This is a genomic window from Azoarcus sp. TTM-91, assembly GCF_012911025.1.
Classification (GTDB): Bacteria; Pseudomonadota; Gammaproteobacteria; order Burkholderiales; family Rhodocyclaceae; genus Azoarcus.
The window spans coordinates 64,254-91,073 of sequence record NZ_WUEI01000001.1 but is presented as its reverse complement, the minus strand read 5'-3'; the positions used below and the strand labels follow the sequence as shown (position 1 = coordinate 91,073).

At 70.5% G+C, this 26,820-nt stretch carries 25 protein-coding genes; 19 read left to right on the top strand and 6 right to left on the bottom strand.

Going from position 1 to position 26,820, the window contains the following annotated elements; genetic code table 11:
• Window positions 1-8 precede the first annotated feature (8 nt).
• The 3 genes from GRF61_RS00385 to GRF61_RS00375 all read left to right on the top strand — a co-directional run bounded on the left by GRF61_RS00385 (window position 9) and on the right by GRF61_RS00375 (window position 5,144).
• Window positions 9-1,586 (top strand): GMC family oxidoreductase, encoded by a 1,578-nt coding sequence (locus GRF61_RS00385; RefSeq protein ID WP_169148765.1) that lies wholly within the window; start codon window positions 9-11, stop codon window positions 1,584-1,586.
• A gap of 26 nt (window positions 1,587-1,612) precedes the next feature.
• The gene (locus tag GRF61_RS00380) at window positions 1,613-3,073 is read left to right on the top strand and encodes a benzaldehyde dehydrogenase (protein ID WP_169148764.1); all 1,461 of its coding nucleotides are present in this window, start codon (window positions 1,613-1,615) and stop codon (window positions 3,071-3,073) included.
• A 181-nt stretch (window positions 3,074-3,254) separates the two neighbouring features.
• Complete coding sequence (locus GRF61_RS00375) at window positions 3,255-5,144, top strand: sigma-54-dependent Fis family transcriptional regulator (RefSeq protein ID WP_169148763.1); 1,890 nt, start codon at window positions 3,255-3,257, stop codon at window positions 5,142-5,144.
• Between the two features lie 13 nt (window positions 5,145-5,157).
• Here GRF61_RS00375 and bkdR read toward each other — a convergent pair whose 3' ends face one another.
• Window positions 5,158-5,655, bottom strand: coding sequence for a Bkd operon transcriptional regulator BkdR (gene bkdR / locus GRF61_RS00370; protein ID WP_169148762.1), 498 nt, complete (start codon window positions 5,653-5,655; stop codon window positions 5,158-5,160).
• 158 nt (window positions 5,656-5,813) lie between these two features.
• Between bkdR and GRF61_RS00365 the strand changes: the two genes are divergently transcribed.
• Window positions 5,814-6,776 carry a DMT family transporter gene (locus GRF61_RS00365; RefSeq protein WP_211165649.1) on the top strand — a complete coding sequence of 321 codons (963 nt, stop codon included), beginning with the start codon at window positions 5,814-5,816 and terminating at the stop codon, window positions 6,774-6,776.
• Window positions 6,777-6,818: 42 nt separating this feature from the next.
• On the opposite strand, the gene GRF61_RS00360 is transcribed toward GRF61_RS00365, so the two are convergent.
• From GRF61_RS00360 to GRF61_RS00350, 3 genes are all read right to left on the bottom strand, one after another.
• On the bottom strand, window positions 6,819-8,480 hold the full coding sequence (locus tag GRF61_RS00360) for an MFS transporter (protein WP_169148761.1): 1,662 nt from the start codon (window positions 8,478-8,480) through the stop codon (window positions 6,819-6,821).
• A 5-nt stretch (window positions 8,481-8,485) separates the two neighbouring features.
• The gene (locus tag GRF61_RS00355; protein WP_169148760.1) at window positions 8,486-10,372 is read right to left on the bottom strand and encodes an amidohydrolase; all 1,887 of its coding nucleotides are present in this window, start codon (window positions 10,370-10,372) and stop codon (window positions 8,486-8,488) included.
• 100 nt (window positions 10,373-10,472) lie between these two features.
• Window positions 10,473-11,159: a hydrolase gene (locus tag GRF61_RS00350; RefSeq protein WP_169148759.1), complete on the bottom strand. Its 687-nt coding sequence runs from the start codon at window positions 11,157-11,159 to the stop codon at window positions 10,473-10,475.
• A gap of 358 nt (window positions 11,160-11,517) precedes the next feature.
• Between GRF61_RS00350 and GRF61_RS00345 the strand changes: the two genes are divergently transcribed.
• The 3 genes from GRF61_RS00345 (at window position 11,518) to GRF61_RS00335 (ending at window position 14,096) form a co-directional block, all read left to right on the top strand.
• Complete coding sequence (locus GRF61_RS00345; protein WP_169148758.1) at window positions 11,518-12,345, top strand: DUF2135 domain-containing protein; 828 nt, start codon at window positions 11,518-11,520, stop codon at window positions 12,343-12,345.
• Window positions 12,323-13,078 carry a DUF2135 domain-containing protein gene (locus tag GRF61_RS00340; protein ID WP_169148757.1) on the top strand — a complete coding sequence of 252 codons (756 nt, stop codon included), beginning with the start codon at window positions 12,323-12,325 and terminating at the stop codon, window positions 13,076-13,078. Before GRF61_RS00345 ends, GRF61_RS00340 begins: the two co-directional genes overlap by 23 nt.
• Window positions 13,079-13,157: 79 nt before the next feature.
• A complete protein-coding gene (locus GRF61_RS00335) occupies window positions 13,158-14,096 on the top strand; it encodes an alpha/beta hydrolase (protein ID WP_169148756.1) in 939 nt (312 codons plus the stop codon).
• On the opposite strand, the gene GRF61_RS00330 is transcribed toward GRF61_RS00335, so the two are convergent.
• A complete protein-coding gene (locus GRF61_RS00330; protein WP_169148755.1) occupies window positions 14,093-14,632 on the bottom strand; it encodes a hypothetical protein in 540 nt (179 codons plus the stop codon). The genes GRF61_RS00335 and GRF61_RS00330 overlap by 4 nt on opposite strands.
• Window positions 14,633-14,750: 118 nt before the next feature.
• Here GRF61_RS00330 and GRF61_RS00325 point away from each other — a divergent pair, with 118 nt between their 5' ends.
• The 12 genes from GRF61_RS00325 (at window position 14,751) to GRF61_RS00270 (ending at window position 25,961) form a co-directional block, all read left to right on the top strand.
• Window positions 14,751-15,302, top strand: a complete 552-nt coding sequence (locus tag GRF61_RS00325) for a winged helix DNA-binding protein (protein ID WP_133593926.1) — start codon at window positions 14,751-14,753, stop codon at window positions 15,300-15,302.
• On the top strand, window positions 15,299-16,060 hold the full coding sequence (pxpB, locus tag GRF61_RS00320) for a 5-oxoprolinase subunit PxpB (RefSeq protein ID WP_169148754.1): 762 nt from the start codon (window positions 15,299-15,301) through the stop codon (window positions 16,058-16,060). The genes GRF61_RS00325 and pxpB overlap by 4 nt, the downstream gene beginning before the upstream one ends.
• Entirely contained in the window at window positions 16,057-17,157 is a 1,101-nt protein-coding gene (locus GRF61_RS00315) for a biotin-dependent carboxyltransferase family protein (RefSeq protein WP_169148753.1), read from the top strand. The genes pxpB and GRF61_RS00315 overlap by 4 nt, the downstream gene beginning before the upstream one ends.
• Complete coding sequence (locus tag GRF61_RS00310) at window positions 17,154-17,921, top strand: 5-oxoprolinase subunit PxpA (protein WP_169148752.1); 768 nt, start codon at window positions 17,154-17,156, stop codon at window positions 17,919-17,921. Before GRF61_RS00315 ends, GRF61_RS00310 begins: the two co-directional genes overlap by 4 nt.
• Window positions 17,922-18,200: 279 nt before the next feature.
• A complete protein-coding gene (locus tag GRF61_RS00305) occupies window positions 18,201-19,124 on the top strand; it encodes a LysR family transcriptional regulator (RefSeq protein WP_169148751.1) in 924 nt (307 codons plus the stop codon).
• 83 nt (window positions 19,125-19,207) lie between these two features.
• Entirely contained in the window at window positions 19,208-20,002 is a 795-nt protein-coding gene (locus tag GRF61_RS00300; protein ID WP_169148750.1) for a putative hydro-lyase, read from the top strand.
• 87 nt (window positions 20,003-20,089) lie between these two features.
• The gene (locus GRF61_RS00295; protein ID WP_169148749.1) at window positions 20,090-21,127 is read left to right on the top strand and encodes a TRAP transporter substrate-binding protein; all 1,038 of its coding nucleotides are present in this window, start codon (window positions 20,090-20,092) and stop codon (window positions 21,125-21,127) included.
• An 89-nt stretch (window positions 21,128-21,216) separates the two neighbouring features.
• Window positions 21,217-21,834, top strand: coding sequence for a TRAP transporter small permease subunit (locus GRF61_RS00290; RefSeq protein ID WP_169148748.1), 618 nt, complete (start codon window positions 21,217-21,219; stop codon window positions 21,832-21,834).
• Window positions 21,831-23,114, top strand: a complete 1,284-nt coding sequence (locus GRF61_RS00285; RefSeq protein ID WP_169148747.1) for a TRAP transporter large permease — start codon at window positions 21,831-21,833, stop codon at window positions 23,112-23,114. The genes GRF61_RS00290 and GRF61_RS00285 overlap by 4 nt, the downstream gene beginning before the upstream one ends.
• Before the next feature lie 50 nt (window positions 23,115-23,164).
• The gene (locus GRF61_RS00280) at window positions 23,165-23,848 is read left to right on the top strand and encodes a DUF2848 domain-containing protein (protein ID WP_169148746.1); all 684 of its coding nucleotides are present in this window, start codon (window positions 23,165-23,167) and stop codon (window positions 23,846-23,848) included.
• Window positions 23,849-24,066: 218 nt separating this feature from the next.
• Window positions 24,067-25,413 (top strand): amidase, encoded by a 1,347-nt coding sequence (locus GRF61_RS00275; RefSeq protein ID WP_211165648.1) that lies wholly within the window; start codon window positions 24,067-24,069, stop codon window positions 25,411-25,413.
• Window positions 25,413-25,961 (top strand): ureidoglycolate lyase, encoded by a 549-nt coding sequence (locus GRF61_RS00270; protein WP_169148745.1) that lies wholly within the window; start codon window positions 25,413-25,415, stop codon window positions 25,959-25,961. The genes GRF61_RS00275 and GRF61_RS00270 overlap by 1 nt, the downstream gene beginning before the upstream one ends.
• A 386-nt stretch (window positions 25,962-26,347) precedes the next feature.
• Here the strand turns inward: GRF61_RS00270 and GRF61_RS00265 are convergent, their stop codons facing one another.
• Window positions 26,348-26,809, bottom strand: a complete 462-nt coding sequence (locus GRF61_RS00265; RefSeq protein WP_211165647.1) for a helix-turn-helix domain-containing protein — start codon at window positions 26,807-26,809, stop codon at window positions 26,348-26,350.
• Window positions 26,810-26,820: the final 11 nt, after the last annotated feature.

The window sequence follows — 26,820 nt, the reverse complement described above, 5'->3', positions numbered from 1 at the left end:
GAACCCAGATGACCCGGAAGAAGATCGCAATCGTGCCGCCCCACGGCCTCAAGCTCACCCAGGCTGCGGACATCAGGCAGCGCAAGCTGCACCTCAAGGCCGACGCGGTGATCGTCGGCTCCGGCGCCGGCGGCGCCATCACCGCCTACGAACTGGCGGCCCAGGGCAAATCGGTGGTGGTGCTGGAAGCCGGCCCTTACGTGCCGTCGGAGAAATTCACCGAGATGATGGCCATCGCCATGGGCACGCTGTACCAGGACCACGGCGGCCAATCCAATGCCGACGGCGACATCAGCATCCTGCAGGGCGCCTGTGTGGGCGGCTCCACCGTGGTGAACGCGGCGCTCTGTTTCCGCACGCCGGACTACTACCTGAAGCTGTGGGCGCGGGAGTTCGGCCTCTCCAACCTCAGCCCGGCGGTGATGGCGCCCTACTTCGACAAAGTGGAGGCCAATCTCAAGATCCGCCAGAACGGCCCCCACGAAACCAGCATAGGCGCGGAGATGATCAACGGCGGGCTGCAGAAGCTGGGCATCCCCGCCGGCATCGCCAGGCGCAACGTGAAGGATTGCGGCCTCACCGGCTTCTGCTTCGCCGGCTGCGTGTCCGACCGCAAGCAATCCATGCTGGTCACCTACCTGCCCTGGGCGGTGGCCCACGGCGCCCGCATCTACGCCGACACCCGCGCCACCCGGGTGCTGGCCGAAGGCGGTGTCGCCCGCGGCATCGAGGCGGAGGTGGTGGACCCGGCGAGCGGCCGCAAGAAGGCGGACCTGCGGGTGGATGCGCCCATCGTCATCCTCGCCGCCGGGCCGGTGCAGACGCCGCTGTTGCTGCAGAAGAGTCAGCTCGCCAACAGCAGCGGGCAGGTGGGCAAGAACTTCGCCTGCCACCCCACGCTGTCGCTCACCGCCGAGTTCGACGACACGGTGGACGACTTCCACGGCGCCACCCACTCGCTCTATGTGGACAAGTACACCCTGCCGGAAGAAGGCGGCTACCTGCTGCTCAACGCGGTGCAGGACCCGGTGGAAGCCAGCTTCCAGGTCGAGCCCGGCACCGGCAAGCCCTACGTCTCCTACATGAGCCGCTACCGCAACACCCTGCGCCTCATCACCCTGATCCACGACAAGAACGTCGGCGAGGTGAGCTGGAAGGACGGCGCCAAGCACATCCGCTACACGGTGGACGACGCCGACTTCGAGGCGATGAAGGCCGGCCTCAAGACCAACGCCAGGGTGCTGTTCGCCGCCGGCGCGCGGCGCATCCACCTGCCCAGCTCGCGGGCACTGGTGATGGATAGCCCGGCCGATATCGACCGCGTCATCGACGGCCTGAAGAACCAGCCGGCGCGCTACCGCTACACCTCCTTCCACCCGCAGGGCACCTGCCGCATGGGGGCCGATCCGGCGAAGACGGTGGTGAATCCGCACGGCGAAACCCATGACGTGCGCAATCTCTACATCGCCGACGCCAGCCTGCTGCCCACCTCCATCGGCTACAACCCGTCGGAAACGGTGTACGCGCTGGCCAGCTACATCGCCGACCACATCAACGCCGCCCACCCCACCGCCGCCCAAGGCTGAACGCCGCCCGACCAGGAGAACCGACCATGACCGATACCCCCGCAGCGCGCTGGGAACAGCGCATCTTCCTCGGCGACTGGCAGCCCGGCCGGGGCGACAGCGTCGCCGTCACCGAGCCCGCCACCGGTCAGTGCCTGGGCCGGCTCGCCACCGCCAATGCCGACGATGTGGACGCCGCCGCCCGCCTCGCCAGCGAAGCCCAGTCCGCCTGGGCGGCGCTGCCCTTCGACCGCCGCGCCGCCATCCTGCGCGAGTTCGCCCGCCTGCTGCAGGCCGATGCCGAACGCATCAACCATTGGAACGTGCGCGAATGCGGCTCCATCCCGGCCAAGGCCGAGTGGGAGCTGAACGCCAGCGTGGAGCAGGCGCACATGGCGGCGGCCATGCCGATGCAGGCGGTGGGCGAGATCTTTCCCTCCTCCATGCCCGGCCGGCGCAACTACTGGCAGCGGGTGCCCATCGGCGTGGTCGGCGTGATCGCGCCGTGGAACTTCCCCATCCTGCTCGGCCTGCGCTCGGTGCTGCCGGCGCTGGCCCTGGGCAACGCGGTGATCCTCAAGCCGGATGTGCAGAGCGCGGTGTGCGGCGGCCTGCTGCTGGCCGAGCTGTTCGAGGCCGCCGGCCTGCCGCGCGGCGTGCTGCACGTGCTGCCCGGCGGCCCGGCTACCGGCGAGGCGCTGGTGCGCCATCCGGCGGTGAAGATGATCTCCTTCACCGGCTCCACCGCCGTCGGCCGCCAGATCGGCGAAACCTGCGGCCGCATGCTGAAGAAGGTGTCGCTGGAGCTGGGCGGCAACAACGCGATGGTGATCCTGGACGACGCCGACCTGGAATCCGCCGCCTCCTGCGCCGCCTGGGGCGCCTTCCTGCACCAGGGCCAGATCTGCATGCAGGCCGGCCGCCACCTCGTCCATCGCAAGGTTGCCGGCCGCTACGCCGAGCTGCTGGCGGCGCGGGCGGCCAGGCTGGTGGTGGGCGACCCGGCTGCAGGGCCGGTGCATCTGGGCCCGCTGATCAACGACCGCCAGGCCGACAAGGTGGCCGAGGTGGTGGCGCGCTCGGTGGCGCAGGGCGCGCGGCTGCTGGCCGGCGGCCAGCGCGACGGCCGCTTCTACCCGGCCACCGTGCTGGCGGACGTCACCCCGGCGATGCCGGCATGGACGGAGGAAATCTTCGGCCCGGTGGCGCCCATCACCGTGTTCGACAGCGACGACGAGGCGGTGGCGCTGGTGAACGGCTCCGACTACGGCCTCGCCGCCGCGGTGCACAGCGCCTCGGTGCCGCGCGCGCTGGCGCTGGCCTCGCGGCTGAAGGCCGGCATGGTGCACATCAACGACCAGACGGTGAACAACGAATTCCAGGTGCCCTTCGGCGGCATGGGCGCCTCCGGCAACGGCAGCCGCTTCGGCGGCCCGGCCAGCTTCGAGGCCTTCAGCCAGACGCAGTGGGTCAGCGTGATGGACAGCGGCATCCAGTACCCCTTCTGAGCCGCGCCCCGATTGACGCGTTTCCCCGCGGCAGCCGCCCTTCCCGGTGCTGCTGCGGGGCTTTTCCCTCGCGGTGTTCCTGCCGACTTTCGGCCGGCTATACCGTAAGTCAGTTAATGGAGGTATAAAAACGGCTTCTGGATTCGGGCGCCATCCTGCGCCCCGCCGCGAGGTCACCGAGATGAACCCGCCTGTCCCCAGCCCGCTAGAGAGAGCCATCGTCGCCCGTCAGGCCTATTTCGAACACGGCCTGAAGCCGGACGACCTGATAGACGAGGCAATTTTCCGCTCCTGGACGCGCTGTACCGCGGCCGACCGCCGCGAGCGCGATCCGGTGGAATTCGAGCCGGTCGGCCGCGCCATGCTGCGCGGCCTGCTGGAGCGCAGCCAGCCGCTGCTGCAGGCCGCCGCCGGGCCGCTGGACAAGCTGGCGCGGGCGGTGAGCGGCGCCGGCTACGCGGTGCTGATGACCGATGGCGCCGGCCATGCGCTGTCGGTCGGCGGCGCGCTGGACGACCGCGCCCACCCGATGCGGCTGGCTTTCCGCCAGGGCGTGGATCTGTCCGAAGACGCCATCGGCACCTCGGCCATGTCCTGTGCGCTGAGCGAGCGCCGCGCCATCCGGGTGTTCGGTCCGGAGCACTTCTTCTCCGCCACCCGCATGTTCCACTGCGCCGCCGCCCCCATCCTGGCGCCGGACGGCAGCCTGGCCGGCGTGGTGGACATCACCCGCGATTCGCCGCGGGCGGATTTCGGCGCCCTCGCCCTGGTGAGCCAGTGCGCGCGGGCGATAGAGCGCGAACTGTTCCGCGCCCGGCCGGCGGCGCACACCCTCAAGCTGTCGTGGGACGACAGCCGCCCGGAGGACGCCCAGGATCTGCTGGTCGCCCTGGGCGCGGACGGCGAGATCCTCGGCATGAACGAGCAGGCGCGGCGCTTCCTCGGCGAGCGCGGCGAAGGCAGCGAGCATGGCCGGGGCGCCGCGCTGCACTTCGGCGACCTCTTCGAAGGCCGCTTCCAGGCCTGTATGGACGCGCTGCGCCAGGCCCGCGGCCCGGTGCCGCTGCGCCTGCATTCCGGCCTCTGCCTGTTTGCCTCCGCCGGCAGCCCGGCGCCGCCCGCGCTTTCCACGCCGCCGGCGCGCCGCCCGGCCGCGCCACGGCAGGAGGCCTTGCCGGAGTTCGGCGATGCCACCATTCCGCGCCAGCTGGAAACCGCGCTGCGCGCCCTCGCCAACCGCCTGCCGGTACTGTTGCTGGGCGAGACCGGCAGCGGCAAGGAAGTGGCGGCGGACTGCCTGCACCGCCGCAGCACCCGCGCCGCCGGCCCGCTGGTGGCGCTGAACTGCGCGGCGATACCGGAAACGCTGATCGAGGGCGAGCTGTTCGGCCATGTCGAAGGCGCCTACACCGGCGCGCGGCGTGGCGGCATGCCGGGCAAGATCGAGCTGGCCGATGGCGGCAGCCTGTTCCTGGACGAGATCGGCGACATGCCGCTGGCGCTGCAGGCGCGCCTGCTGCGGGTGCTGGAGACGCGCGAACTCAGCCGCCTGGGCAGCACCGCCAGCCGGCGGGTGGACTTCCAGCTGATCTGCGCCACCCACCAGGATCTGCAGCAGGCGATGCGCGAGGGCCGCTTCCGCGCCGACCTCTACTACCGCATCGCCGGCTTCACGGTGACGCTGCCGCCGCTGCGCGAGCGCAGCGGGCTGGCGGCGTTGATGGAGGCGTTGCTGGCGGAGGTTTCCACAGGCCGCCGCAGCCTGGCGCCGGCCGCGCTCGCCCGCTTGCTGGCTCATCCCTGGCCGGGCAATGCCCGCGAGCTGCGCCATGCGTTGACTTACGCCCATACCGTGGCCGAGCCGGGCCGCCCGTTGCAGCCGCACGATTTCCCTACCCTGGCTTCGCCGCCGCAGGCCGCGCCGGTGGCGGCCAGCGGCCTGCTCGCCACGCTGGAGGAGGAAGCCATCCAGCGCGCGCTGCAGGAAACCGGCGGCAAGGTGGCGGCTGCCGCCCGCCTGCTGGGCATGAGCCGCGCCACCCTGTACCGCCGGCTGCGCGAGCGGCGCTAGGGCCGCGCGCCGCTCAGCGCGCCGGCGGCTGCAGCGTCAGGCCTTGGTCCGGCAGCGGCAGTGCGGTCTTGTAGCGCACCTGCTTGAGCGCGAAGCTGGAGCGGATGTTGGCGACGCCGGGAACCTTGGTCAGATGGTCGAGGATGAAGCGCTCCAGCGCCTGGATGTCGGATACCACCACCCGCAGCAGGTAATCCTCGTCGCCGGTCATCAGGTAGCACTCCATCACCTCCGGCCGCTCGTCCATCGCCGCTTCGAAGCGCTTGAGCATGTCCTCCGCCTGCTTCTCCAGCCGCACATGGATGAAGACGTTCACCAGCAGGCCCAGCATCTCCGGCGCCAGCAGCGTGACCTGGCGGCGGATCAGCCCCAGTTCCTCCATCGCCTTCACCCGGTTGAAGCAGGGCGTGGGCGACAGGTTCACCGAGCGGGCCAGCTCGGCGTTGGTGATGCGGGCGTTGTCCTGCAGCTTGTTGAGAATGGCGATGTCGGTGCGGTCGAGTTGGCGCATCGGATAATTTATCCATGAATTGATGAGCGGGTAGGCGAATCATCTTCAATCAGCGCCAATCATAGCCAAGGTAAGACAAAAATTCTGCTTGCGTAAGGATAGGATTTTCTCCACGCCGTGCCGCCCGCGCGGCCGCTATCCGTCGATGGAGAACGTCCGTGGCCAGTCCGCTTTCCCCTTGCTCCCTCACTCCGCCGGCCGCCTTCCCCGGGCGCCTGGGCTGGCTGCGCCGACGGCCATTCGCCGGCCTGCAGGGTGCTGCCCTGCTGGGCCTCGCCATCCTGATCTGGGGTGCGAACTGGCCGGTGATGAAGGCCGGGCTGGAGCACATCACCCCTATCTGGTTCGCCGCGACTCGCTTTGCCCTCGGCGGCCTCTGCCTGTTCGCGCTGCAGCTGGCGACCGGCAGCCTGCGCCTGCCGCGGCGCGGCGACCTGCCGCTGGTGGCCAGCGTCGGCCTGCTGCAGATGCTCGCCTTCACCGTGCTGGGCACGCTGGCGATGACCGAGATCCCCGCTGGCCGCTCGGCGGTGCTGGCCTACACCACGCCGCTGTGGGTGACGCCGGCCGCCATCCTGTTGTTCGGCGAGCGCTTCGGCCTCCGCCAGGCCGGCGGTACGCTGCTGGGCCTGGCCGGCGTGGCCCTGCTGCTCAATCCGCTGGCGCTGGATTGGCGGGATGTGGCGGTGTTGAAGGCCAACCTGATGCTGCTCGCCGCCTCGCTGTGCTGGGCGGTGTGCATCCTGCATCTGCGCCGCCGGCGCGGCGCCAGCAGCGCTTACCACCTCGCGCCCTGGCAGATGCTGGTGGCGACGCTGCCGCTGCTGGTGCTGGCCCGGGTAGTGGAGGGGCCTTACAGCGGCGATGGTTCGCCGGCTTTCTGGCAGGTGGCGCTGTTCGTCGGCCCGGTGGCCACCGCCTTCTGTTTCTGCGCGGTCAACGCCGCCAGCATGCGCCTGCCGGCCACCGCCATGGCCAGCGCGATGCTGGGCGTGCCGGTGGTGGGGCTGGCCCTGTCGGTGCTGCTGCTGGGCGAGGCGCTGACGTCCGCGCTGCTGGCCGGCGTGTGCGCCATCCTCGGCGGCATCGCGCTGGTGAGCCTGCCGGCGAGGCGGGGATGAGGCCGGGGCTGCACGCTGGCGCCGGCGCCCCGGATTGCCGTTTCAGTGCGGTCCGGCGGGCTCACTCCCTGGGCGCGTGGGCTGGCGCGGCGGCAGGCCGACGCCGAGCAGATGGCGCACCCTGGGCGGCGCCTCGCCGGCATGGAAGCGCACTACCTCGCGCTGCAGGTCGGCATCCGCGCTGTGCACCCGGCGGTGCTGGCGCAGGTGTTCGGCCCAGGATTCGACCAGGAACCACTCGGTGAGCAGCTCGGCGTCGGCCGGGTCTTCCATCACGCCCCAGCTGAAGGCGCCGTCGCGCAGGCGTTCCTCGGAGAGCTGGTGCACGGCGCGGAGGAAGGCGTCGCGGTCGGCGGCGGGGATGCGGTACTCGATCAGGATCATCACCGGGCCGCGGTCGTGGGCGACCGCTTCCGCCATCTCCGGGTCGGGCCAGTGGCGGGCGGGGCCGAGGTCGTCCTCGCCCAGCGGCAGGCGCAGCCGGTGCATGCCCAGTGCCGCCAGCACCAGGCCGACTGCGGCGATCAGCAGCGCCTGCGGCGTGCCCAGGCCCTGGGCGACGAAACCCCACAGCAGGCTGCCGGCGGCCAGCGCGCCGTTGAACACCATCTGGTACACCGCCAGCGCGCGGCCGCGCACCCAGTTGGGCAGGATGGCCTGGGCGGCGCCGGCCATGGTGGTGAGCGCCAGGATCCAGGCCGCGCCCAGCAGCAGCAGCAGCGGTAGCGCCAGCCACACCGGCGGCGCGGCGGAGAGGGCGGCCATCACCAGCGCGGTGGCCAGCGCCGAGGCCAGCATCACGCCGTCGCCATCTAGCCGGCGCTGCAGCCGCGGCATCAGCAGTGCGCCGAGGATGGCGCCGGCGCCGACGGCGCCCAGCAGCACGCCGTACAGGCTGGCGCCGCCCTGCAGCAGCTGGCGCGCCACCAGCGGCAACAGCGCCCAGATGCTGCTGCCGAAAGCGAAGTGCACCGCGCTGCGGATGAGCACCACATGCAGCTTGCTGTGGGCGCGGGTGAAGCGCAGGCCGGCGCGCAGGGCGCTGAAGAAGTGCTCGCGCAGCGGGTCTTCGGCCTGCGCCGGGCGGCGCCACCACAGCAGCGCGGCGATCACGAACAGGTAGCTGAGCAGGTCGGCGCCATAGGTGGCGGCGGCGCCGAAGGCGGCCAGCAGCAGGCCGCCGGCGGCCGGGCCGATGGCGCGGGCGATGTTCACGCCCAGCGAGTTCAGCGCCACCGCCCGCCGCAGCATGGGCTGGGGCACCAGCTCCGGCACGATGGACTGCCAGGTCGGCCCCATCATCGCGGTGCCGACGCCGCCGAGGAAGACCATGGCGACCAGCAGTTCGATGGTGAGCGCCTGGCGCCAGGCCAGCAGCATCAGCGCGCCGCTGACCAGCGCCAGGCCGATCTGCACGGCGATGAGGAAGCGGCGGCGGTCGAGGATGTCGGCCAGCACGCCGGCGGGGATGGCGAGCAGGAACACCGGCAGCGTGGCGGCGGCCTGGATCATGGCCACCGCCGCCGGCGAGGCCGACAGGTCGGTGGCCAGCCAGGCGCTGGCGACGTCGCGCATGAAGCTGCCGATGTTGCCCATCACCGTCGCCACCCACAGCACGGCGAAGGTGGGTAAGGCGAGCGGGGCGAAGGCGCCGGTGGCGGCGCTGGTGGTGGAGTCGGCCGTGGAGGCCGCGGTCTTGGTCATGATGATCAGAATGCCCAGCAGGCGCAGCCGAGCGCGCCCCAGAAGCTGCGGGCGTCGCCCGCCGGCACCTGGCTGGCCCAGGCCTGCGCATGGGCGTGGCCATGTACGCCGCAGGCGCTGGCGCAGCCGCAGGCGGCATCCGGCTGCAGCCGGGCCTTGTTGTAGACCTGGGCGGGCTGGATGGCGCGCGGGCGGTAGCCGCCGTCGTGGCGCACCGGCGACCAGTCCGGCATGGCGGGCGGAATCTCCGGCGCCAGCGGGCCGAATTCCTGGTCGCCATGCACCACCTGGCCGCCCAGCACGGTGAGCACCGAGGTGATGTCCTGGATCTCGTCGCCGGGCACGGCGAAGTAGTCGGCGGAGAGCACCGCCAGGTCGGCGAGCTGGCCGGCCTTGATCTGGCCTTTCTTGCCGACTTCGGAGGAGAACCAGGTGTTGGCCTCGGTCCACAGCCGCAGCGCGGTGTCGCGGTCCAGCAGCTTGGCCTGGGGATAGAGGCCGAGGCCGCCCACCGTCTTGCCGGTGGTGAGCCAGGACAGCGACACCCAGGGGTTGTAGGAGGCGACGCGGGTGGCGTCGGTGCCGGCGCCCACCTTCACGCCGCGCTCCAGCATCTTCTTCACCGGCGGCGTGGCCTCGGCGGCGCGGGCGCCGTAGCGTTCGACGAAGTACTCGCCCTGGTAGGCCATGCGGTGCTGCACGGCGATGCCGCCGCCGAGCGCGGCGATGCGGTCGATATTGCGTTCGGAGATGGTCTCGGCGTGGTCGAAGAACCAGTTGAGGCCGTCGAAGGGCACCTCGCGGGCGATCTTCTCGTACACGTCCAACGCGCGCGAGATGGTTTCGTCGTAGGTGGCGTGCAGCCGCCACGGCCAGCGCTTTTCGGCGAGCAGGCGGATCACCGGTTCCAGGTCGGCCTCCATCGACGGCGCCATGTCCGGCCGCTCGACGCGGAAGTCCTCGAAGTCGGCGGCGGTATAGACCAGCATCTCGCCGGCGCCGTTGTGGCGGTAGAGGTCGTCGCCCTGGCCGGGCTGCACCTGGGCGCTCCAGCTCTTGAAGTCGGCCAGTTCTTCCTTGGGTTTCTGGGTGAACAGGTTGTAGGCCAGGCGCACGGTGAGCAGGCCTTCGCGGTGCAGCTCTTCGATGATCCGGTAGTCGTCCGGGTAGTTCTGGAAGCCGCCGCCGGCATCGATGACGCCGGTGACGCCGAGGCGGTTCACCTCGCGCATGAAGTGGCGGGTGGAGTTCTTCTGGTACTCCGGCGGCAGCTTGGGGCCCTTGGCCAGGGTGGCGTAGAGGAGGGTGGCGTTGGGCTGGGCCAGCAGCAGGCCGGTGGGGTTGCCGTGGGCGTCGCGCACGATCTCGCCGCCCGGCGGGTTGGGCGTGTCCTTGGTGTAGCCGACCGCGCGCAGGGCGGCGCCGTTGAGCAGGGCGCGGTCGTAGAGGTGGAGGATGAACACCGGCGTGTCCGGCGCGGCGGCGTTGAGTTCTTCCAGCGTGGGCAGGCGCTTTTCGGCGAACTGGTGTTCGGTGAAGCCGCCCACCACCCGCAGCCACTGCGGCGCCGGGGTGCGCGCGGCTTGTTCCTTGAGCATGCGCATGGCCTCGGCCAGCGAGCGCACGCCGTCCCAGCGCAGTTCGAGGTTGTAGTTGAGGCCGCCGCGGATGATGTGCATGTGGCTGTCGATCAGGCCGGGGATGGCGCGGCGGCCGTGGAGGTCGATGACGCGGGTGTGGTCGCCGGCCAACGGCATGACGTCCTGCCGGCTGCCGACGGCGATGAAGCGGCCATCGCGGATGGCGACGGCTTCCACTTGCGGGTTCTGCCTGTCCAGGGTGGCGAACTTGCCGTTGGTGAGGATGAGGTCGGGGGGAGCGTTGGCGGGCATGGCATGTCCTCGGCGACGGGGCGGTCGCAATCGGAAAACGGGCGGCGCAGGCAATGAAGCCCGCCGCCAGCGGGGGCGGCGGGCTGTCATCAGGTGGCGGTCAACGTGCCGGAACGGCAGGAATGGCCTTGTGTGGCGTGCTGGTGCGCTGGGCCGCTTTGTGCACCATGGTGTAGGCGTAATCCACACCCATGCCGTAGGCGCCGGAGTGCTCCTTCACCAGCTTCATCACCGCATCGTAGGTGTCGCGGTGGGCCCAGTCGCGCTGCCATTCGAGCAGCACCTGCTGCCAGGTCACCGGCACCACGCCGGCCTGCACCATGCGCTGCATGGCGTAGTCGTGCGCTTCCTTGCTGGTGCCGCCGGAGGCGTCGGCCACCATGTAGATCTCGTAGCCGCCTTCGAGCATGGCGCACAGGGCGAAGGTGGTGTTGCACACCTCGGTCCACAGGCCGGAGACGATGACCTTGTTGCGGCCGTTGGCGGCCAGCGCGTCGCGCACCTTCTGGTCGTCCCAGGAGTTCATCGAGGTGCGCTCCAGCAGCGGCTGCTCGGGGAAGACATCCAGCAGTTCGGGGTAGGTGTAGCCGGAGAAGGAATCGGTTTCCACCGTGGTGAGGGTGGTGGGGATGTTGAAGATCTTCGCCGCTTTGGCCAGGCCGACGGTGTTGTTCTTCAGCACCTGGCGGTCGATGGACTGCACGCCGAAGGCCATCTGCGGCTGGTGGTCGATGAAGATGAGCTGGCTGTTTTGCGGGGTCAGGACTTCGAGCTTGGGGTTGGACATCTTCTGCTCCTTTTGTTGTCGACTGCACGGCTGGGAGGTTGCTGCCGGGGCGGTTGCCGCGCCGGGCTGTTGCATCGCCCATAAGCAGACTAGGCGTTAAAGTGGAGTACGACCATCGGCTATTCGTATCAGCGGATGCAATGGTGGAGAGTGCGGCGCCGCTGTGCGTGAGGGAGCGGGGGCGATCTTCCGGTCGCCCTGCCCGGGAGGCGCGCCGGAAAGCGACCGCGCTGGCGGCGGCGAAGGCTACGGCGGCCGCCGTTGCGCCCTGCCGGCGATGGTCGTAGCATGCGCGGCGCGCCATGCCATTGCGCTGGCGCCGCCCGCGCGACATGCGCCCCACCTGCCCTGCTCTCCGATGCGCTTCCGCTTCCGCCCCGATTTCCTGTTCGCCGCGGCCTTGTCCCTCGTGCCGCTGCCCGCGCTGGCGCTACAGCCGCTGACGCTGGATGCACCCGCCGGCGGCTGGAATCGCGGCGGCTTCACCGACCGCAGCGAGGACAGCGGCGTCGCCTACCCCTACTCGCCGATAGACCGCGGCGCCCAGGCCGGCCGCACGCTGATCCGCGGCCGCCTGGCCGCCGAGCACCGCGCCCGCGACGCCAACGGCAAGGTGCGCATGCCGCCCACGCTGGTGGTCAACGGCAACCCGATGCCGCTGTACAGCGACAACGACGGCCGCTTCGCCCGCCCCTACGCCTTCGCCCCCGGCTCCAACAGCGTGGAGATCCGCAGCGCCGGGGGCGAGTCCCTGGGCCGGCTGCAGTTCTACGAAGCCAATCCGGCGCGGCCGCGCGCCCAGCTGCGCGCCATCCTGGCCTGGGACGACGACCAGGCGGAGGTGGATCTGCATGTGCTGACGCCGGACGGCCAGCACGCCTTCTGGGCGCATCCGCAGCTCAGCAACGGCGGCGGCATGGATGTGGACAGCGTGGATGGCGCCGGCCCGGAGATGTTCTCCATGACCGCGCCGCTGCGCGGCCCCTACCAGCTCTATGTGAACTACTGGGGCAACTTCGGCAGCGCCGGCTACCATTTCGACGAAAGCACCCGGCAGCGCAAGATCATCACCTGCCGCATCACCCTCGTCTTCCATGAAAACACCCCGCAGGAGCGGCGCGAGAGCTTCGTCGTGCCGCTGCGCAAGATCGGCGATCTCACCCATGTCAAAACCGTCATCTTCTGAGCACGCCGCGCTTTTCCTCGCCCTCGCCCTGCCGGCGGCGGCCTGGGCGCAGGCCGAGATGCCCATAGGCGGCTGGCGCACCGGCAGCGCCGACGCGCCCTACACCCAGGAAGTGAACTACCCCGCCTCCCGCGCCGGCATGCCCGCCGGCACGCCGGACGCGGCGCAGATCCGCGGCCGCATCGCCCACCAGGGCAAAGGCCCGGCCACGCTGGTGGTCAACGGCAATGCCATGCCGCTGGAGGTGGACGAGCAGGGCCGCTACGGCCGCGCCTACAGCTTCGCCACCGGCCCCAACAGCGTCGAGATCCGCGACGGCGAGGGCCGCAGCGTGCAGCGCACCCAGTTCTACCAGACCGCCGCCGGCCAGCCGCAGGCGCGGCTGCGGGTGGTGCTGAGCTGGGATACCGATGGCACCGACCTCGATCTCCATGTGCTGACGCCGGACGGCGAGCACGCTTGGTACGGCAACCGGGTGGTGCGCAGCGGCGCCATCGATGTGGACGTCACCACCGGCTACGGCCCGGAGATCTTCGCCTCGCCGTCGCCGTCCAAGGGCCCCTACCTGGTCTATGTGAATTACTACGGCAGCGGCCGCAGCCACTTGCTCACCACCGCCCGCGTCAGCGTGATCTCCAACGAAGGCACGCCGGACGAGCGCCGCCAGGAGTTCGACGTGCCGATGCGCGCCGCCGGCGAGCTGACGCTGGTGCGGCAGTTCGTCTATCCCTGAGCGGGCCGGGGGCGGGCCGCTTTCCGCGAGCGGTGGCGAGGGGCGATACTGCCCCTCCCCCAGCACGAAGAGGACAGCCATGGTCCCCGCCAACACCGCCGCCATCCCGGCGGACCGCGAGCTTTTCCCCGGCTTCTCCAGCCTGAAGGTGGAGGTCGAGCCCGGCCTCTCCATCGCCTGCGTCACCGATGCCGTTGCGGGCGATACGCGGCCGCCGCTGCTGCTGCTGCACGGCCATCCGCAGACCCACGCCATCTGGCACAAGGTGGCGCCGGAGCTGGCGCGCCACTTCACCCTGGTGGCCGCCGACCTGCGCGGCTACGGCGACTCCGCCAAGCCGGCCGGCGCGCCGGATCACGCCAACTACGCCAAACGTCGCATGGCCGCCGACATGGCGACGCTGATGCGCCTGCTCGGCCATGAGCGCTTTGCCGTGCTCGCCCACGATCGCGGCGCCCGCGTCGCCCACCGCCTCGCCGCCGACCATGCGCAGGCGGTGAGCCGGCTGGTGCTGCTGGACATCGCGCCGACGCTGGCGATGTACGAGCAGACCAGCGAAGCCTTCGCCCGCGCCTACTGGCACTGGTTCTTCCTGATCCAGCGTGCGCCGCTGCCGGAACGCCTGATCGAGGCCGACCCGGCCGCCTACCTGCGCGACGTCATGGGCAGCCGCCATGCCGGCCTCGCCCCCTTCGATCCGCGCGCCTTCGCCGAGTACGGCCGCTGCCTCGCCCAGCCCGGCAGCGCCCACGGCCTGTGCGAGGATTACCGCGCCGCCGCCGGCATCGACCTGGAACACGACCGCGCCGACCGCGACGCCGGCCGCAAGCTGCCCATGCCGCTGCTGGCGTTGTGGGGCGCCCAGGGCGTGGTGCAGCGCTGCTTCGACCCGCTGGCCGAGTGGCGCCGGGTGGCGGAGCAGGTGGACGGCGGTGCCCTGCCCTGCGGCCACTACGTGCCGGAGGAAGCGCCGGCGGCGCTGCTGGAGCGGGCTCTGCCCTTCCTGCTGGCGGCTTAGGCGGCGCCCTTGCGCAGCCAGCCCAGCACTGGCTGCAGGCCCGCCAGCGCTGGTGCTTCCTTCAGCACCGTGGCGGCATCCGTCCACGGATAGGGCAGCGACAGCAGCCACTGGAACACCGTGGGCGCTTGCGCCGCGGGCAGCACCTCCATCGCGGCGATGACGATCTTCAGCTTCTCCGCGCAGCGCGGCTCGGCGGTTTCGAAGTACCAGTCGTAGCTGCCGCAGCCCACGCGCACCTCGCCCTTTTCCTTGTCGGTCATGCCGACCAGCCAGTCGCAGCGGAAATGGGCGGTCTCGACCGCCGGACGGCCGAGGTAGAAGGTGTAGACATTGTCGTAGCGCTCGCCGAAGCGGCGCACCAGCACGTCGGTGATGGCGGCCAGGCCTTCGCTGCGGGCGGGAAAGGCGATGTTGTCGCTGGCGACCTGCATCTCCAGCACGGCGTCCGGGGTGAAGGCGTGCTGCATGTGGAGCGGGCGGTTTTCGTCCTTGGCGTGGAGGTAGGCGCGCAGGACGCGTTCGGCGCTGTTCATGGGTTCTCGGGGCGGGTTGGGGGAAGGGACGCGCCGGCATGGCGGCCGGGCGGTGATTGTTCGATTCGTTGATTTCATCTATAACTTGTCGATAAATCGTATACGAAAAGAGAAAACCATGAGCAAACCGCCAGCCGCCCTGCCCTGCATGGTTCCGGAAGCGGGCCGCATCGTCTCCTCCCAGCACCTGGTGTCGCCGCGTTCGCCGGAGTTGTCGGAACTGGAGTACGGCATGATCCTGGCCTGGAACGCCTTCTCGCGCTGGATGATCCGTGCCAGCGCAGCAACCGGAGTGCCCGACATGACCGCGCTGGACGTGCTGGTGCTGCATCACGTCGCCCACCGCGAGCGCGGCAAGCGCCTGGCGGACATCTGCTTCGTGCTCAACGTGGAAGACACCCACGTGGTGTCCTACTCGCTGCGCAAGCTCGCCGGATTGGGCCTGGTGCGCAGCGAGCGCCGCGGCAAGGAAGCCTTCTTCTTCCTCACCGACAAAGGCTGCGAGGTCTGCCTCGCCTACCGCGACGTGCGCGAATCCTGCCTGATGGAAGGCTTCTCCGGCAGCGAGGAAGACAACGCCCGCATCGGCGAGCTGGCGGCGCTGCTGCGCATGCTCTCCGGCCGCTACGACCAGGCGGCGCGGGCGGCAGCCACGGCGGTGCCGGGATGAGCCCGCAGATCCGCTTGCTGGATGCGGGCGACGCCGCGCTGACGGTGGAGTTCGGCGACGCCATAGCCCCCGGCCTGCTGGCGGCGGTGAACGCGCTGGACGCGGCGGTGGCGCGGCTCGCCCGCGCCGGCGGCCTGCCGGGGCTGATCGAGGCGGTGCCCACCTTCCGCTCCCTCACCCTGCTCTACGACCCGCTGCTCACCTGCCGCGCCGACGTCGAGGCCGCGCTGGCGCCGCTGCTGGTCGGCGCGGGCGAGGCGCAGTCCGCCAGCGGCCGGCACTGGCGGCTGCCGGTGTGCTACGGCGGCGAGGCCGGCCCCGACCTGGAGGCCACCGCCGCCGCCATCGGCGCGACCGCCGACGAGGTGGTGGCGCTGCATGCCGGCACCGAATACCGGGTGTACATGCTGGGCTTCATGCCCGGCTTCCCCTTCATGGGCGACCTGCCCGAGCGGCTGTGCCTGCCGCGCCGCGCCGAACCGCGGCTGCGGGTGGCGCCGGGCAGCGTCGCCATCGCCACCGGGCTGAGCGCGATCTATCCCTGGGAAAGCCCGGGTGGCTGGCACTTGCTGGGCCGTTGCCCGGTACGCCTGTTCGACCCGGCGGCGGCCGAGCCTTCGCTGCTGGCGGCGGGCGATTGCGTGCGTTTCGAGCCGGTGTCCGCCGCCGAGTACGCGCGGCTGGCGGCGGCGGTGGCGGCGGGAGAATTGCCGCCGGCGCACTGGCGCGCCGAGGCGGCGGCTGGAGGCGGGCGATGAGCGCGGCCAGGCCCATCGGTGTCGAAGTGCTGTCGCCCGGCGCCTTCGCCACGCTGCAGGACGGCGGCCGCCGCGGCTTCCGCCGCATTGGCGTGCCCTGGGCCGGGGTGCTGGATCGCCGGCTGATGCGCCTTGCCAATGCGCTGGCCGGCAACGCGGAAGACAGCGCGGTGATCGAGTGCTTCGACGGCGGCCTGCAACTGGCTGCCCGCGGCGGCGCGGTCCGCGTCGCGGTGGCCGGCCATGCCGCGCTGGAGATAGGCAGTGGCGAGGAACGGCGGGCGCTGCCGGCCTGGCGCTCGCTGACGCTGGCCGAGGGCGAGGTGCTGCGCATCCGCCGCATGGAGCGCGGCCGGCTGGCGATGGTGGCGGTGGCCGGGCTGGCGCCGGCGGTGGTCATGGGCAGCGCCGCCACCTATGCCCGCGCCGGCCTGGGCGGCATCGACGGCCAGGGCCGGGCGCTGGCCGCCGGCGACCTGCTGCCGGCCGCCGCCGCGGCGGAGGGCCCGGAGCGGGTGCTGCCGCAGCCGCCCGGCGGCGACGCCGCGCCCATCCGGGTGATTCCCGGGCCGCAGGCGGACCACTTCTCCGCCGAGGCATTGGCGGCGCTGGTGGCGGGCGAATACCGCGTCACCGCCGAGGCCGACCGCATGGGCGTGCGCCTGGAGGGGGCGACGCTGGCGCATGCCGGCGCGGCGGAAATCGTCTCCGATGCCACCGTGCCTGGCTCCATCCAGGTGCCGGGCAAGGGCCAGCCTATCGTGCTGCTGGCCGATGCCCAGACCGCCGGCGGCTATCCCAAGATCGCCACCGTGATCAGCGCCGACATTCCCCGCCTGGCGGCGCTGCGGCCGGGCGAAACCCTGCGCTTCGCCGCGGTGGACGTGGCCGAGGGCGAGCGCCTGGCGCGGGTGGCCGAGGCCTGCACCCGGGAACTGCTGGCGGCCATCCGCCCGCTCTATGCCGAGGGCGTGGATCTGGCCGCGCTCTATGCCTGCAACCTGGTCGGCGGCGTGGTGCATGCGCTGGGCCCGGATTACCGCCCGCTGCTGGACCCCCTGCCGCAGCAGGCCGACCCGAAGAGGAACACGCTGTGAAGATCAACCTCAACGCCGACCTCGGCGAATCCTTCGGCGCCTGGAAGATGGGCGAGGACGAGGCCCTGCTGCAGGTGGTGAACTCCGCCAACATCGCCTGCGGCTTCCACGCCGGCGACCCGATGGTGATGCGCCGCACGGTGCGCGCCGCGCTGGCCGCCGGCGTCAGCCTGGGCGCCCACCCCGCCTACCCGGACCTGCAGGGCTTCGGCCGCCGGCCGATGGCGCTGTCGCCGGCCGAGGTGGAAGCGGCGGTGATCTACCAGGCGGGCGCACTGGCCGCCTTCGCCGCCGCCGAGGGCGGCCGCCTGAGCCATGTGAAGCCGCACGGCGCGCTGAGCAACCAGGCCTGCGAGGACGCCACCCTGGCCGACGCAGTGGCGCGGGCGGTGCGCGCGGTGGACCGCGAGCTCATCCTGCTGGCGCCGGCGCTGTCGCAGCTCTACTTCGCCGGCGAGCGCGCCGGCCTGCGGGTGGCGGCGGAGATCTTCGCCGACCGCGCCTACACCGACGACGGCATGCTGATGCCGCGCAGCCGCCCGGGCGCGGTGCTGCACGACCACGCCGAAGTCGCCGCCCATGTGCTGCGCATGCTGGCGGCGGGCGGCATCGTCGCCCACTCCGGCAAGGTGCTGCCGGCGCCGATGCAGAGCATCTGCGTGCATGGCGATACGCCGGGGGCGGTGGAGAGCACGCGTTACCTGGCCGCCGCGCTGGATGAAGCCGGCTGGAAGAGGGTGCCGGTGCCGGAAGTGCTGGGCTGAAAGGGGATTGCCCCGGGGGAGCGGGAGAGCGGGGGAGCGCCCGCCAGGATGCTTGCAGTGCTTGAGCGCCGCAGGCCCCTCTCCCCCGGTTCCGCTCCGTGCCCCGGGGGAGAGGGGAAGAAAACCATGCGGGACCGATGCCTTGCGCAGATTTTCAGATGGCGGCGACGGGCTTCGGCCGGCAGAGCAAGCGCCCGCCCGCCAATCGCCCCAAGCACGCCCTCCTCCGCTAGCTACTGATAAGCTCGGGTGATCGCCTTTTCCAGCCCAACTGCTAACGTGATCGAACTCCGCGGCATCGAAACCTTCTACTGGGTCGCCACACTGGGCGGTTTCCGCTGCGCGGCGGAGAAGCTGCACACCAGCCAGCCGGCGGTATCGCAGCGGGTGGCGCAGCTGGAGCATGCGCTGGGCGCGCGCCTGTTCGACCGCGACACCCGCGGCGTGCGCCTCACCGCCAAGGGGCAGGAACTGCTGCCCCACGCCGAGCGCATGCTGCAGATGCGCCACGACATGCTGCTGGTGGCGCGTTCGCAGAACGCCATCAGCGGCCGGGTCTGCATCGGCGTGGCGGAGACCATCGTGCAGACCTGGCTGCCGGCGCTGCTGGAGCGGGTACACAACACCTTCCCCGAAGTGGTGCTGGAGATCGAGGTGGATACCACGCCGGTGCTGCGTTCCCACCTGGTCGGCCGGCAGATAGACCTCGCCTTCCTCATGGGTCCGCTGGCCGACGCCAACGTCGAGAACCTGCCGCTGTGCCGCTATCCGCTGGCCTGGGTCGCCAGCCCGCAGCTGGACCTGGGGCCGGAGCCGCTGACGCTGCAGCGGGTGGCGCAGCTGCCCATCATCACCTACCCCTCCGGCAGCCGGCCTTACCAGATGGTGCGCGAGATGCTGTTGCGCGCCGGCGTGGCCGCGCCGCGCATGTACGGCCTGGCCTCGCTGGCGATGGCGGTGCGCATGGCGCGGGACGGCATAGGCACCAGCGTGATCGCGCCGGTTTTCCTCGGCAAGGAGCTGGCCGAGGGCCGGCTGCGCTTGCTGCAGGTGGCGGCCGAACCCTTGCCGGAGCTGGCCTTTACCGCCAGCTGGCTGCATGGCAGCGACAGCCATGTGGCGGCGGCCATCGCCCGGCTGGCGGCGCAGGTGGCGGCCAGCGAGGAGGGCGGAGAGGCGGCAACTGATCCGTTTTTCTTATAAGCCTCAATCCGAACATACGATTAGACAGTGCGGTACTTCTGGGCTGAAATGGATTTGCAACATACCGTTACCCCGGAGTCCGCATGTCCGCATCCGCTGCCGTTCCCGCCAGTGTCGCCGCCCGCCTGCAGGCGCGCAGCGGGGCTTTTACCGGCCCCACGGCCAACCTGGCGCCTGGCCATGTGCAGGCCAATCTCGCCATCCTGCCGCGCGAGCTGGCCAACGATTTCCTGCTGTTCTGCCAGCGCAACCCCAAGCCCTGTCCGCTGGTGGGCGTATCCGAGGCGGGCAACCCGCGGCTGCCGTCCATAGGCGAAGACCTCGACATCCGCAGCGACGTGCCGCGCTACCGGGTATGGCGCGACGGCGAGGTGGTGGAGGAATGCACCGATGTGTCCCACGTCTGGCGGGATGACCTGGTGAGCTTCGCCATCGGCTGCTCCTTCTCCTTCGAGGAGGCGCTGCTGGCCGCCGGCATCGACATCCGCCACATCAGCGCCGGCAGCAATGTGCCGATGTACCGCACCAGCATCCCCACCGTGCCGGCCGGCCGTTTCTCCGGCCCGCTGGTGGTGTCGATGCGGCCGATGAAGGCCGCCGACGCCATCCGCGCGATCCAGATCACCTCCCGCTTTCCGTCGGTGCATGGCGCGCCGGTGCATCTGGGCGATCCGGCGCAGATCGGCATCCGCGACGTGATGGCGCCCGACTACGGCGACGCGGTGGCGATCCGCGACGGCGAGATTCCGGTGTTCTGGGCCTGCGGTGTGACGCCGCAGTCGGTGGTGGCGGCGGCGCGGCCGTCGTTCTGCATCACCCACGCGCCGGGCCACATGCTGGTGACCGACCTGAAGAACGCAGACCTGGCCCTGTTCTGATTTCCCTGCCCATCGGCGGCGGGGCTGCCGGTGGGTCAAGCAGCCTTTCCCCGTGAATCACCCCTCACCCCATCGGAGGAGCGTCCCATGAAAAAAGCCCTAGCCGTCATCGCCGGCACCCTGCTTGCCGGTTCCGCACTGGCCCAGGACCTGCCCAAGACCCAGCTCAAGATCGTCGGCGGTCTGAGCAACCTCACCGCGTATACCGACTACGAGCGGCCGTTCTGGACCAAGACCATTCCTGAGAAGTCCGGCGGCCAGGTCACCGCCGAGATCAAGGGTTTCAACGAGATGGGGCTGAAGGGGCCTGAGCTGCTGCGCCTGATGTCCCAGGGCGTGGTCGAGTTCGGTACCGCCACCCTGTCCTACTTCGCCAGCGACAACCCGATCAACGAAGCCATCGACCTCGCAGGCCTGGCGCCGGACGTGGCCACCGCGCGCAAGGTCACCGAGGCCTTCGAGCCGGTGTACGCCAAGTTCTACGGCGAGGGCTCCAAGGTGAAGCTGCTGGGCATCTCCACCTATCCGGCGCAGGTGCTGTTCTGCAACGCCGAGGTGAAGGGCCTGGCCGACCTGAAGGGCAAGAAGGTGCGCACCAGCAGCCGCAACCAGGCCGAGTTCGTCGAGGCGGTGGGCGGCTCCAGCGTGACGATGGCCTTCGGCGAGGTGGTGCCGGCGCTGCAGAACAAGGTGGTGGATTGCGCCATCACCGGTTCGCTGTCGGGCTACTCCGCCAAGTGGTACGAGGTGTCCACCCACCTGTACGCGCTGCCGATCAACTGGAACCAGCAGATCCACGCGGTGAACCAGAAGGCCTGGGACAAGCTGGACCCGAAAGTGCAGGCTTTCCTGCAGGCCGAGGTGAAGACCCTGGTGAACGACATCTGGGACGCCGCCGCCCGCCAGACCCAGGAGGGCTATGACTGCAACACCGGCGCCGCCGCCTGCCCCAACCCGGTGAAAGGCAAGATGGTGCTGGTGCAGCCCAGCGCGGCGGACATGGAAGAGCTGAAGAAGATCCGCCAGACGGTGCTCTCCAAGTGGGCGGCGCGCTGCTCCGCCCAGTGCGTGAGCGACTTCAACGCCACGGTCGGCAAGACCATAGGCGTGACCGCCAGCAAGTAAGCCTTGCGCCTTCCGGCCAGGGGCGCCTCTGTCGGCGCGCCCTGGCCTCCTTCCTGCAGTCGGGTCGTCCGGCCTCTGGAGTTTTCCTCATGACCAAGACGAATTGCGCCGCGCTTTCCCGCCTGCTGGGAATGGCGCGGACCCTGTCGCGGCTGGCGGTATGGGTGGGCGGCGCGCTCACCCTGGCCAGCGTGTTCCTCATCGCGGTGGACGTGCTCGCCCGCCGCTTTCTCGGCGTCACCACCGGCGGGGCGGACGAGCTGTCCAGCTACGCCTTCGCCATCAGCACCACCTGGGCGCTGGCCTTCACCGCGCTGGAGCGCGCCAACGTGCGGGTGGACGTGATCTACCAGCACCTGCCGGTGCGCCTGTGCGCGGTGCTGGACTGGCTGGCGCTGGTCTCCCTCGGCGTGTTCTCGGTGTACCTGAGCTACTACGCCTATGACGTGGCGATGACCTCCTGGGACGGCAACGCCGCCGCCAACACGCCGCTGGCGACGCCGCTGTGGATTCCGCAGACGCTGTGGGTGCTGGGCCTGGCCTGGTTCTCGGTGGTGCTGGCGCTGATGCTGGTGCGCGCCTCGGTGGCGCTGGTGACCGGCGACCTGGAGACCGTGCGCGAGATCGCCGGGGTGAAGTCCGCCCAGGAAGAGGCGGAGGAAGAAGCCGCCGCCGGCGAGCGCATCGTCAAGGGAGAAGCCGCATGATCGCCGTCGCCCTCATCCTGCTGCTGGTGCTGATCGGCCTCAGCCTGCCGGTGGCCGCCGCGCTCGGCGTGCTCGGCCTCATCCTGGACCCGATCTACTCCATGCTGCCGCTCACCCGCGCGATGGGCGAGATGGCCTGGAGTTCGAACAACGAGTTCCTGCTCGTCGCCATTCCGATGTTCATCCTGCTGGGCGAGGTGCTGCTGCGCGCCGGCTTCGCCGAGCGCATGTACGGGGCGATGAGCCTGTGGTTGTCGTGGCTGCCGGGCGGGCTGATGCACGCCAACATCGGCGCCTCCACCGTGTTCTCCGCCACCTCCGGCTCCAGCGTGGCCACCGCCGCTACCGTGGGCACGGTGGCGCTGCCGCAGATCAAGCGCTTCGGCTACAACGAGCCGCTGTTCCTCGGCTCCATCGCCGCCGGTGGCACGCTGGGCATCCTGATCCCGCCGTCCATCAACCTGGTGATCTACGGCGTGCTCACCAACACCTCGGTGCCCAAGCTCTACCTTGCCGGCATCCTCCCCGGCTTCCTGATGGCGCTGATGTTCATGGCGGTGATCGTGATCGCCTGCGTGCTCAAGCCGGAGTGGGGCGGCCAGCGGGTGCGGGCGAACTGGGGCGAGCGCTTCACCTCCCTGGTGCACCTGCTGCCGCCGCTGGGCATCTTCCTGCTGGTGGTGGGCTCCATCTACGCCGGCATCGCCACGCCGACCGAGGCCGCCGCGCTGGGCGTGGTGGGTGCGCTGATCCTGGCCGCCTGCTTCCGCCGCCTCAGCTTCGCCATGCTGCGCGAGGCGCTGGAGAACACCATGCGCGCCACCGCGATGATCATGATCATCGTCATCGCCGCCGCCTTCCTCAACTTCATCATGTCGGCCATCGGCCTCACCGACTCCATCACCCAGACCCTGTCCGGCCTGGGCCTGTCGCCGGGCTGGATGCTGCTGGCGGTGGTGGTGTTCTACGTCATCCTCGGCTGCTTCATGGAAACGCTGTCGATGATGATCACCACCATCCCCATCATCGCCCCGGTGATGATCGCGCTGGGCTTCGATCCGGTGTGGTTCGGCATCGTCGTCATCGTGCTGGTGGAAACCGCGCTGATCACCCCGCCGGTGGGCCTCAACCTCTTCGTCGTGCAGAGCCTGCGCAAGAGCGGCTCCATGCAGGACGTGATCGTCGGCAGCCTGCCCTTCGTGGCGGCGCTGTTCCTCATGGTCGCGCTGCTTGCCTTCGTTCCCGGGCTGGCCCTGTGGCTGCCCTCGGTGTTCGGCTGAACGCCCCGACCCCGCCTCTGACCCCAACATCCCAAGGAAAGAACAAGACAATGAAACTGCACTTCACGCTCGAGACCGACGGCGGCAGCCGTCCGCTGGAAGCCGACATCCGCCAGTTGGTCATCGCCGGCTGGGCCGGCCGTGACCGCGCCGCCATCGAACACCACATCGAGGAACTGGCCGAGATCGGCGTGCCGCGCCCCAGCAGCGTGCCGCTGTACTACCGCGTGGCCGCCAACCAGGTGACGCAGGACGCCACCATCCAGGTCGTCGGCGGCGACAGCTCCGGCGAGGTGGAAGCCTTCGTCTTCAAGGTGGATGGCGAGCTCTATCTCTCCATCGCCTCCGACCACACCGACCGCAAGCTGGAAGCCCACAGCGTGGCGCTGTCCAAGCAGATCTGCGTGAAGCCGGTGGCCACCACCGCCTGGCGCCTGGCCGACGTCGCCGGCCACTGGGACGAACTGCAGGTGCGCTCGCGCATCATCGAGAACGGTGCCGAGGTGCTCTACCAGGACGGTACCCTGGCCAGCCTGCGCACCGCTGAAGACCTGATCGCCGGCTACACCGGCGGCAAGGGCCTGGAAGAAGGCACCGGCATGACCTGCGGCACCGTCGCCGTCATCGGCGGCATCCGGCCGGCGGCCACCTTCGAGATGGAGCTGCACGACCCGCGCAGCGGCCGCAGCATCCGCCACCGCTATACCGCCACCGTGTTGCCCGAAGTCGCCTGAGCAGCAGGCGACGCCGCCGGGTGGTGGTCCCTCCCCACCCGGCGGCATTCCACCGTGCCGGCAGCCACGCCAGCGGCCGGCACGCTTGCCTTACCATGCGTCGAGCCGCCGCCCCGGGCCCGAGCGGCCCGCCCGGCGCACCGCACCAGATGCCGCAGCGACGCCGGCGCCCCCGCGGCCTGGCGCCTCCTTCATCGCCGATAACGAGACTCCGCCCCATGCTCCCCACCATCGAACTCCTGGCCGCCGAGCTGGCCGCAGGCCGCCGCAGCGCCGTCGAACTCACCACCGCCGCGTTGGGCCGCGCCACCGATCTCGCCGGCGAAGGCGCGCGGGTGTTCACCCGCATCGACGCCGAGCGCGCCATGGCCGCCGCCAGCGCCTCCGACACCCTGCGCGCCGCCGGCATCGTGCGCTCGCCGCTGGAAGGCCTGCCGGTGTCGGTGAAGGACCTGTTCGACATCGCCGGCCAGCCCACCACCGCCGGCTCGGTGCTGCTGAAGAACGCGCCGCCCGCCACCCGCAACGCGGTGGTCATCGACCGCCTGATCGCCGCCGGCGCCATCATCGTCGGCCGCACCAACATGACCGAGTTCGCCTACTCCGGCCTCGGCCTCAACCCCCACTACGGCACCCCGCGCAACCCCTGGGACCGCGCCACCGGCCGCATCCCCGGCGGCTCCTCCTCCGGCGCCGCGGTGTCGGTCAGCGATGGCATGGCGGTGGCGGCGGTGGGCTCCGACACCGGCGGCTCGGTGCGCATTCCCTCCGCCCTGTGCGGCCTCACCGGCTTCAAGCCCACCGCCCGCCGCGTCAGCATGGAAGGCGTGCTGCCGCTGTCCACCGCGCTGGACTCCATCGGGCCGCTGGCCGCCTCGGTGCGCTGCTGCGCCATCATGGATGCGGTGCTGGCCGGCGAGCCGGTGGACATCCCCGCCGCCGCCGAACTCGCCGACGCCAGCTTCGCCGTGCCCACCGACGTGGCGCTGAACGACATGGACGAGACGGTGGCCACCGCCTTCGAGATCGCCCTTGCCCGCCTGCAGGCCGAAGGCGCGCGGGTGCGCCGCATCGCGCTGCCGGAGTTCTCCCAGCTCGCCCAGCTGCACGCCCGCGGCACCTTCACCGCCGCCGAAGCCTGGGCCTGGCACCGCGGCTACCTGGAAAACCGCGGCGCCGAGTACGACCCCCGCGTCGGCAGCCGCATCGCCGTCGGCGCCAAGATGAGCGCCGCCGACCTGCTGGACCTGATTGCTGCCCGCCGGCGCTGGATCGCCGCGGTGGAAGCCCGCATCGCCGGCTTCGACGCCCTGCTGATGCCCACCGTGCCGCGCATCGCGCCGGAGATCGACCTGCTGGTGCGCGACGAGCAGGCCTACTTCGCCGCCAACGGCCTGATGCTGCGCAACCCGACGCTGATCAACTTCCTCGACGGCTGCGCCCTGTCGGTGCCCTGCCACGACACCGGCAACGCCCCGGTGGGCCTGATGATCGCCGCCGCTGGCGGCAGCGACCGCCGCGTGCTGGCGCTGGGCCAGGCCATCGAAAGCGTGCTGGCGGCGTGATGAGCACGCCCGTGGTGAGGATAGAGGCGTTGAGCGCGGAGGCTTTCGCCCCCTTCGGCTGGGCGCTGGGCGGCGAGCGCTACGACGCCGCCGCCACCGGCTTCAGCAACCCCGGCAGCGACTTCTGGCATGTGCACGACTTCGACGCCGGCGCCGCCGGCCAGCCGGAAGTGCTGTGGGTGAATTACCGCAACGACAGCCTGCGGGTGCGCCTGCTCGAAGCCCACTGGCTGACCCAGCAGGCCATCGTGCCGCTGGGCGGCGAGATCGTGCAGGTGGTCTGCCCCGGCCGCGAGGACGATCCGCGCACGCCGGACCTGCAGCGCCTGCGCGCCTTCCGCATCCCCAACGGCCAGGGCGTATGCATGAAGCCGGGTTGCTGGCACACCAGCTTCGTCTTCGCCGGCCAGACCACCTGCCTGATGCTGACCCGCCACTCCACCACCGCCGACCTCGCCGCCGCGCTGCAGGACGGCAGTGCGGCGAGCGAGAGCAGCATCGTCGAGCTGGCGGCGCTGGGAGAGCCCGAGCCGCTGCTGCAGCTGTAACCGGCCCCGCTGGTGGCGAGGGCCGGCCCGTCTCCGGGTACAACGCATCCCAGTCCCCTCGCACGGCGGATGCCCGGCCAGCACACACCAGGCTGGCGAAGCGATGAAACATCGGGGGAGCTCGGGTGGAGCGGGCTGCGCATTGCTGTCAGGACGGCAGATCCGGGAATGATCCAGAGCGTCCGATTTTCCAGTTCGGTTACTGGGTTCTGCATCACCCTGCCGGCGCGTCGCGCAGGGGCAGACCACGGCCGGTCGCGGCTCGCGCGAAGTGGCGGCGTGTGCCCGACATCCTTGCTGGGCGGGGCGTTCAGTACGATGCGCAAGGCCTCGAGGGCAGCGCGGCACTTCAATCGGCCGAGAAAGCAGCCGTCCGGTCAGGAAACTTACCGCCGTTGGTAGATAACGCCCTGAACGGAGATCCGCTCCGGTTCGGACTCTTCATCAAAGCGCCGATGCGCTTCGGATATGGCTGACTTGTTGGCATTCGCCCAGTTGACCAGTGACATCACGGGTCCTAGCAGCGTCATTCCCAATGCGGTGAGTTCGTAGTCGACGCGCGGCGGAATTGTCGGATACATCGTCCGGGTAAGCAGCCCATCACGCTCCAGACCACGCAGCGTCAGCGTCAGCATGCGCTGCGAAATGCCGTCTATTCCCCGCTTCAGCTCATTGAAACGCCGCGCTCCGCTTGCCAGCGTGGCGATGATGTAAAGGCTCCACTTGTCACCGATGCGATCCAGGATTTCGCGGGTGGCCTGGCAGCCTTCGGCATCGGGCTGCGGCATGTCCTTAGGCAGATCAATGTGACTCAGTGACATACATGTGCCTTCTTGTGGATCGATCATGGGAACCATAC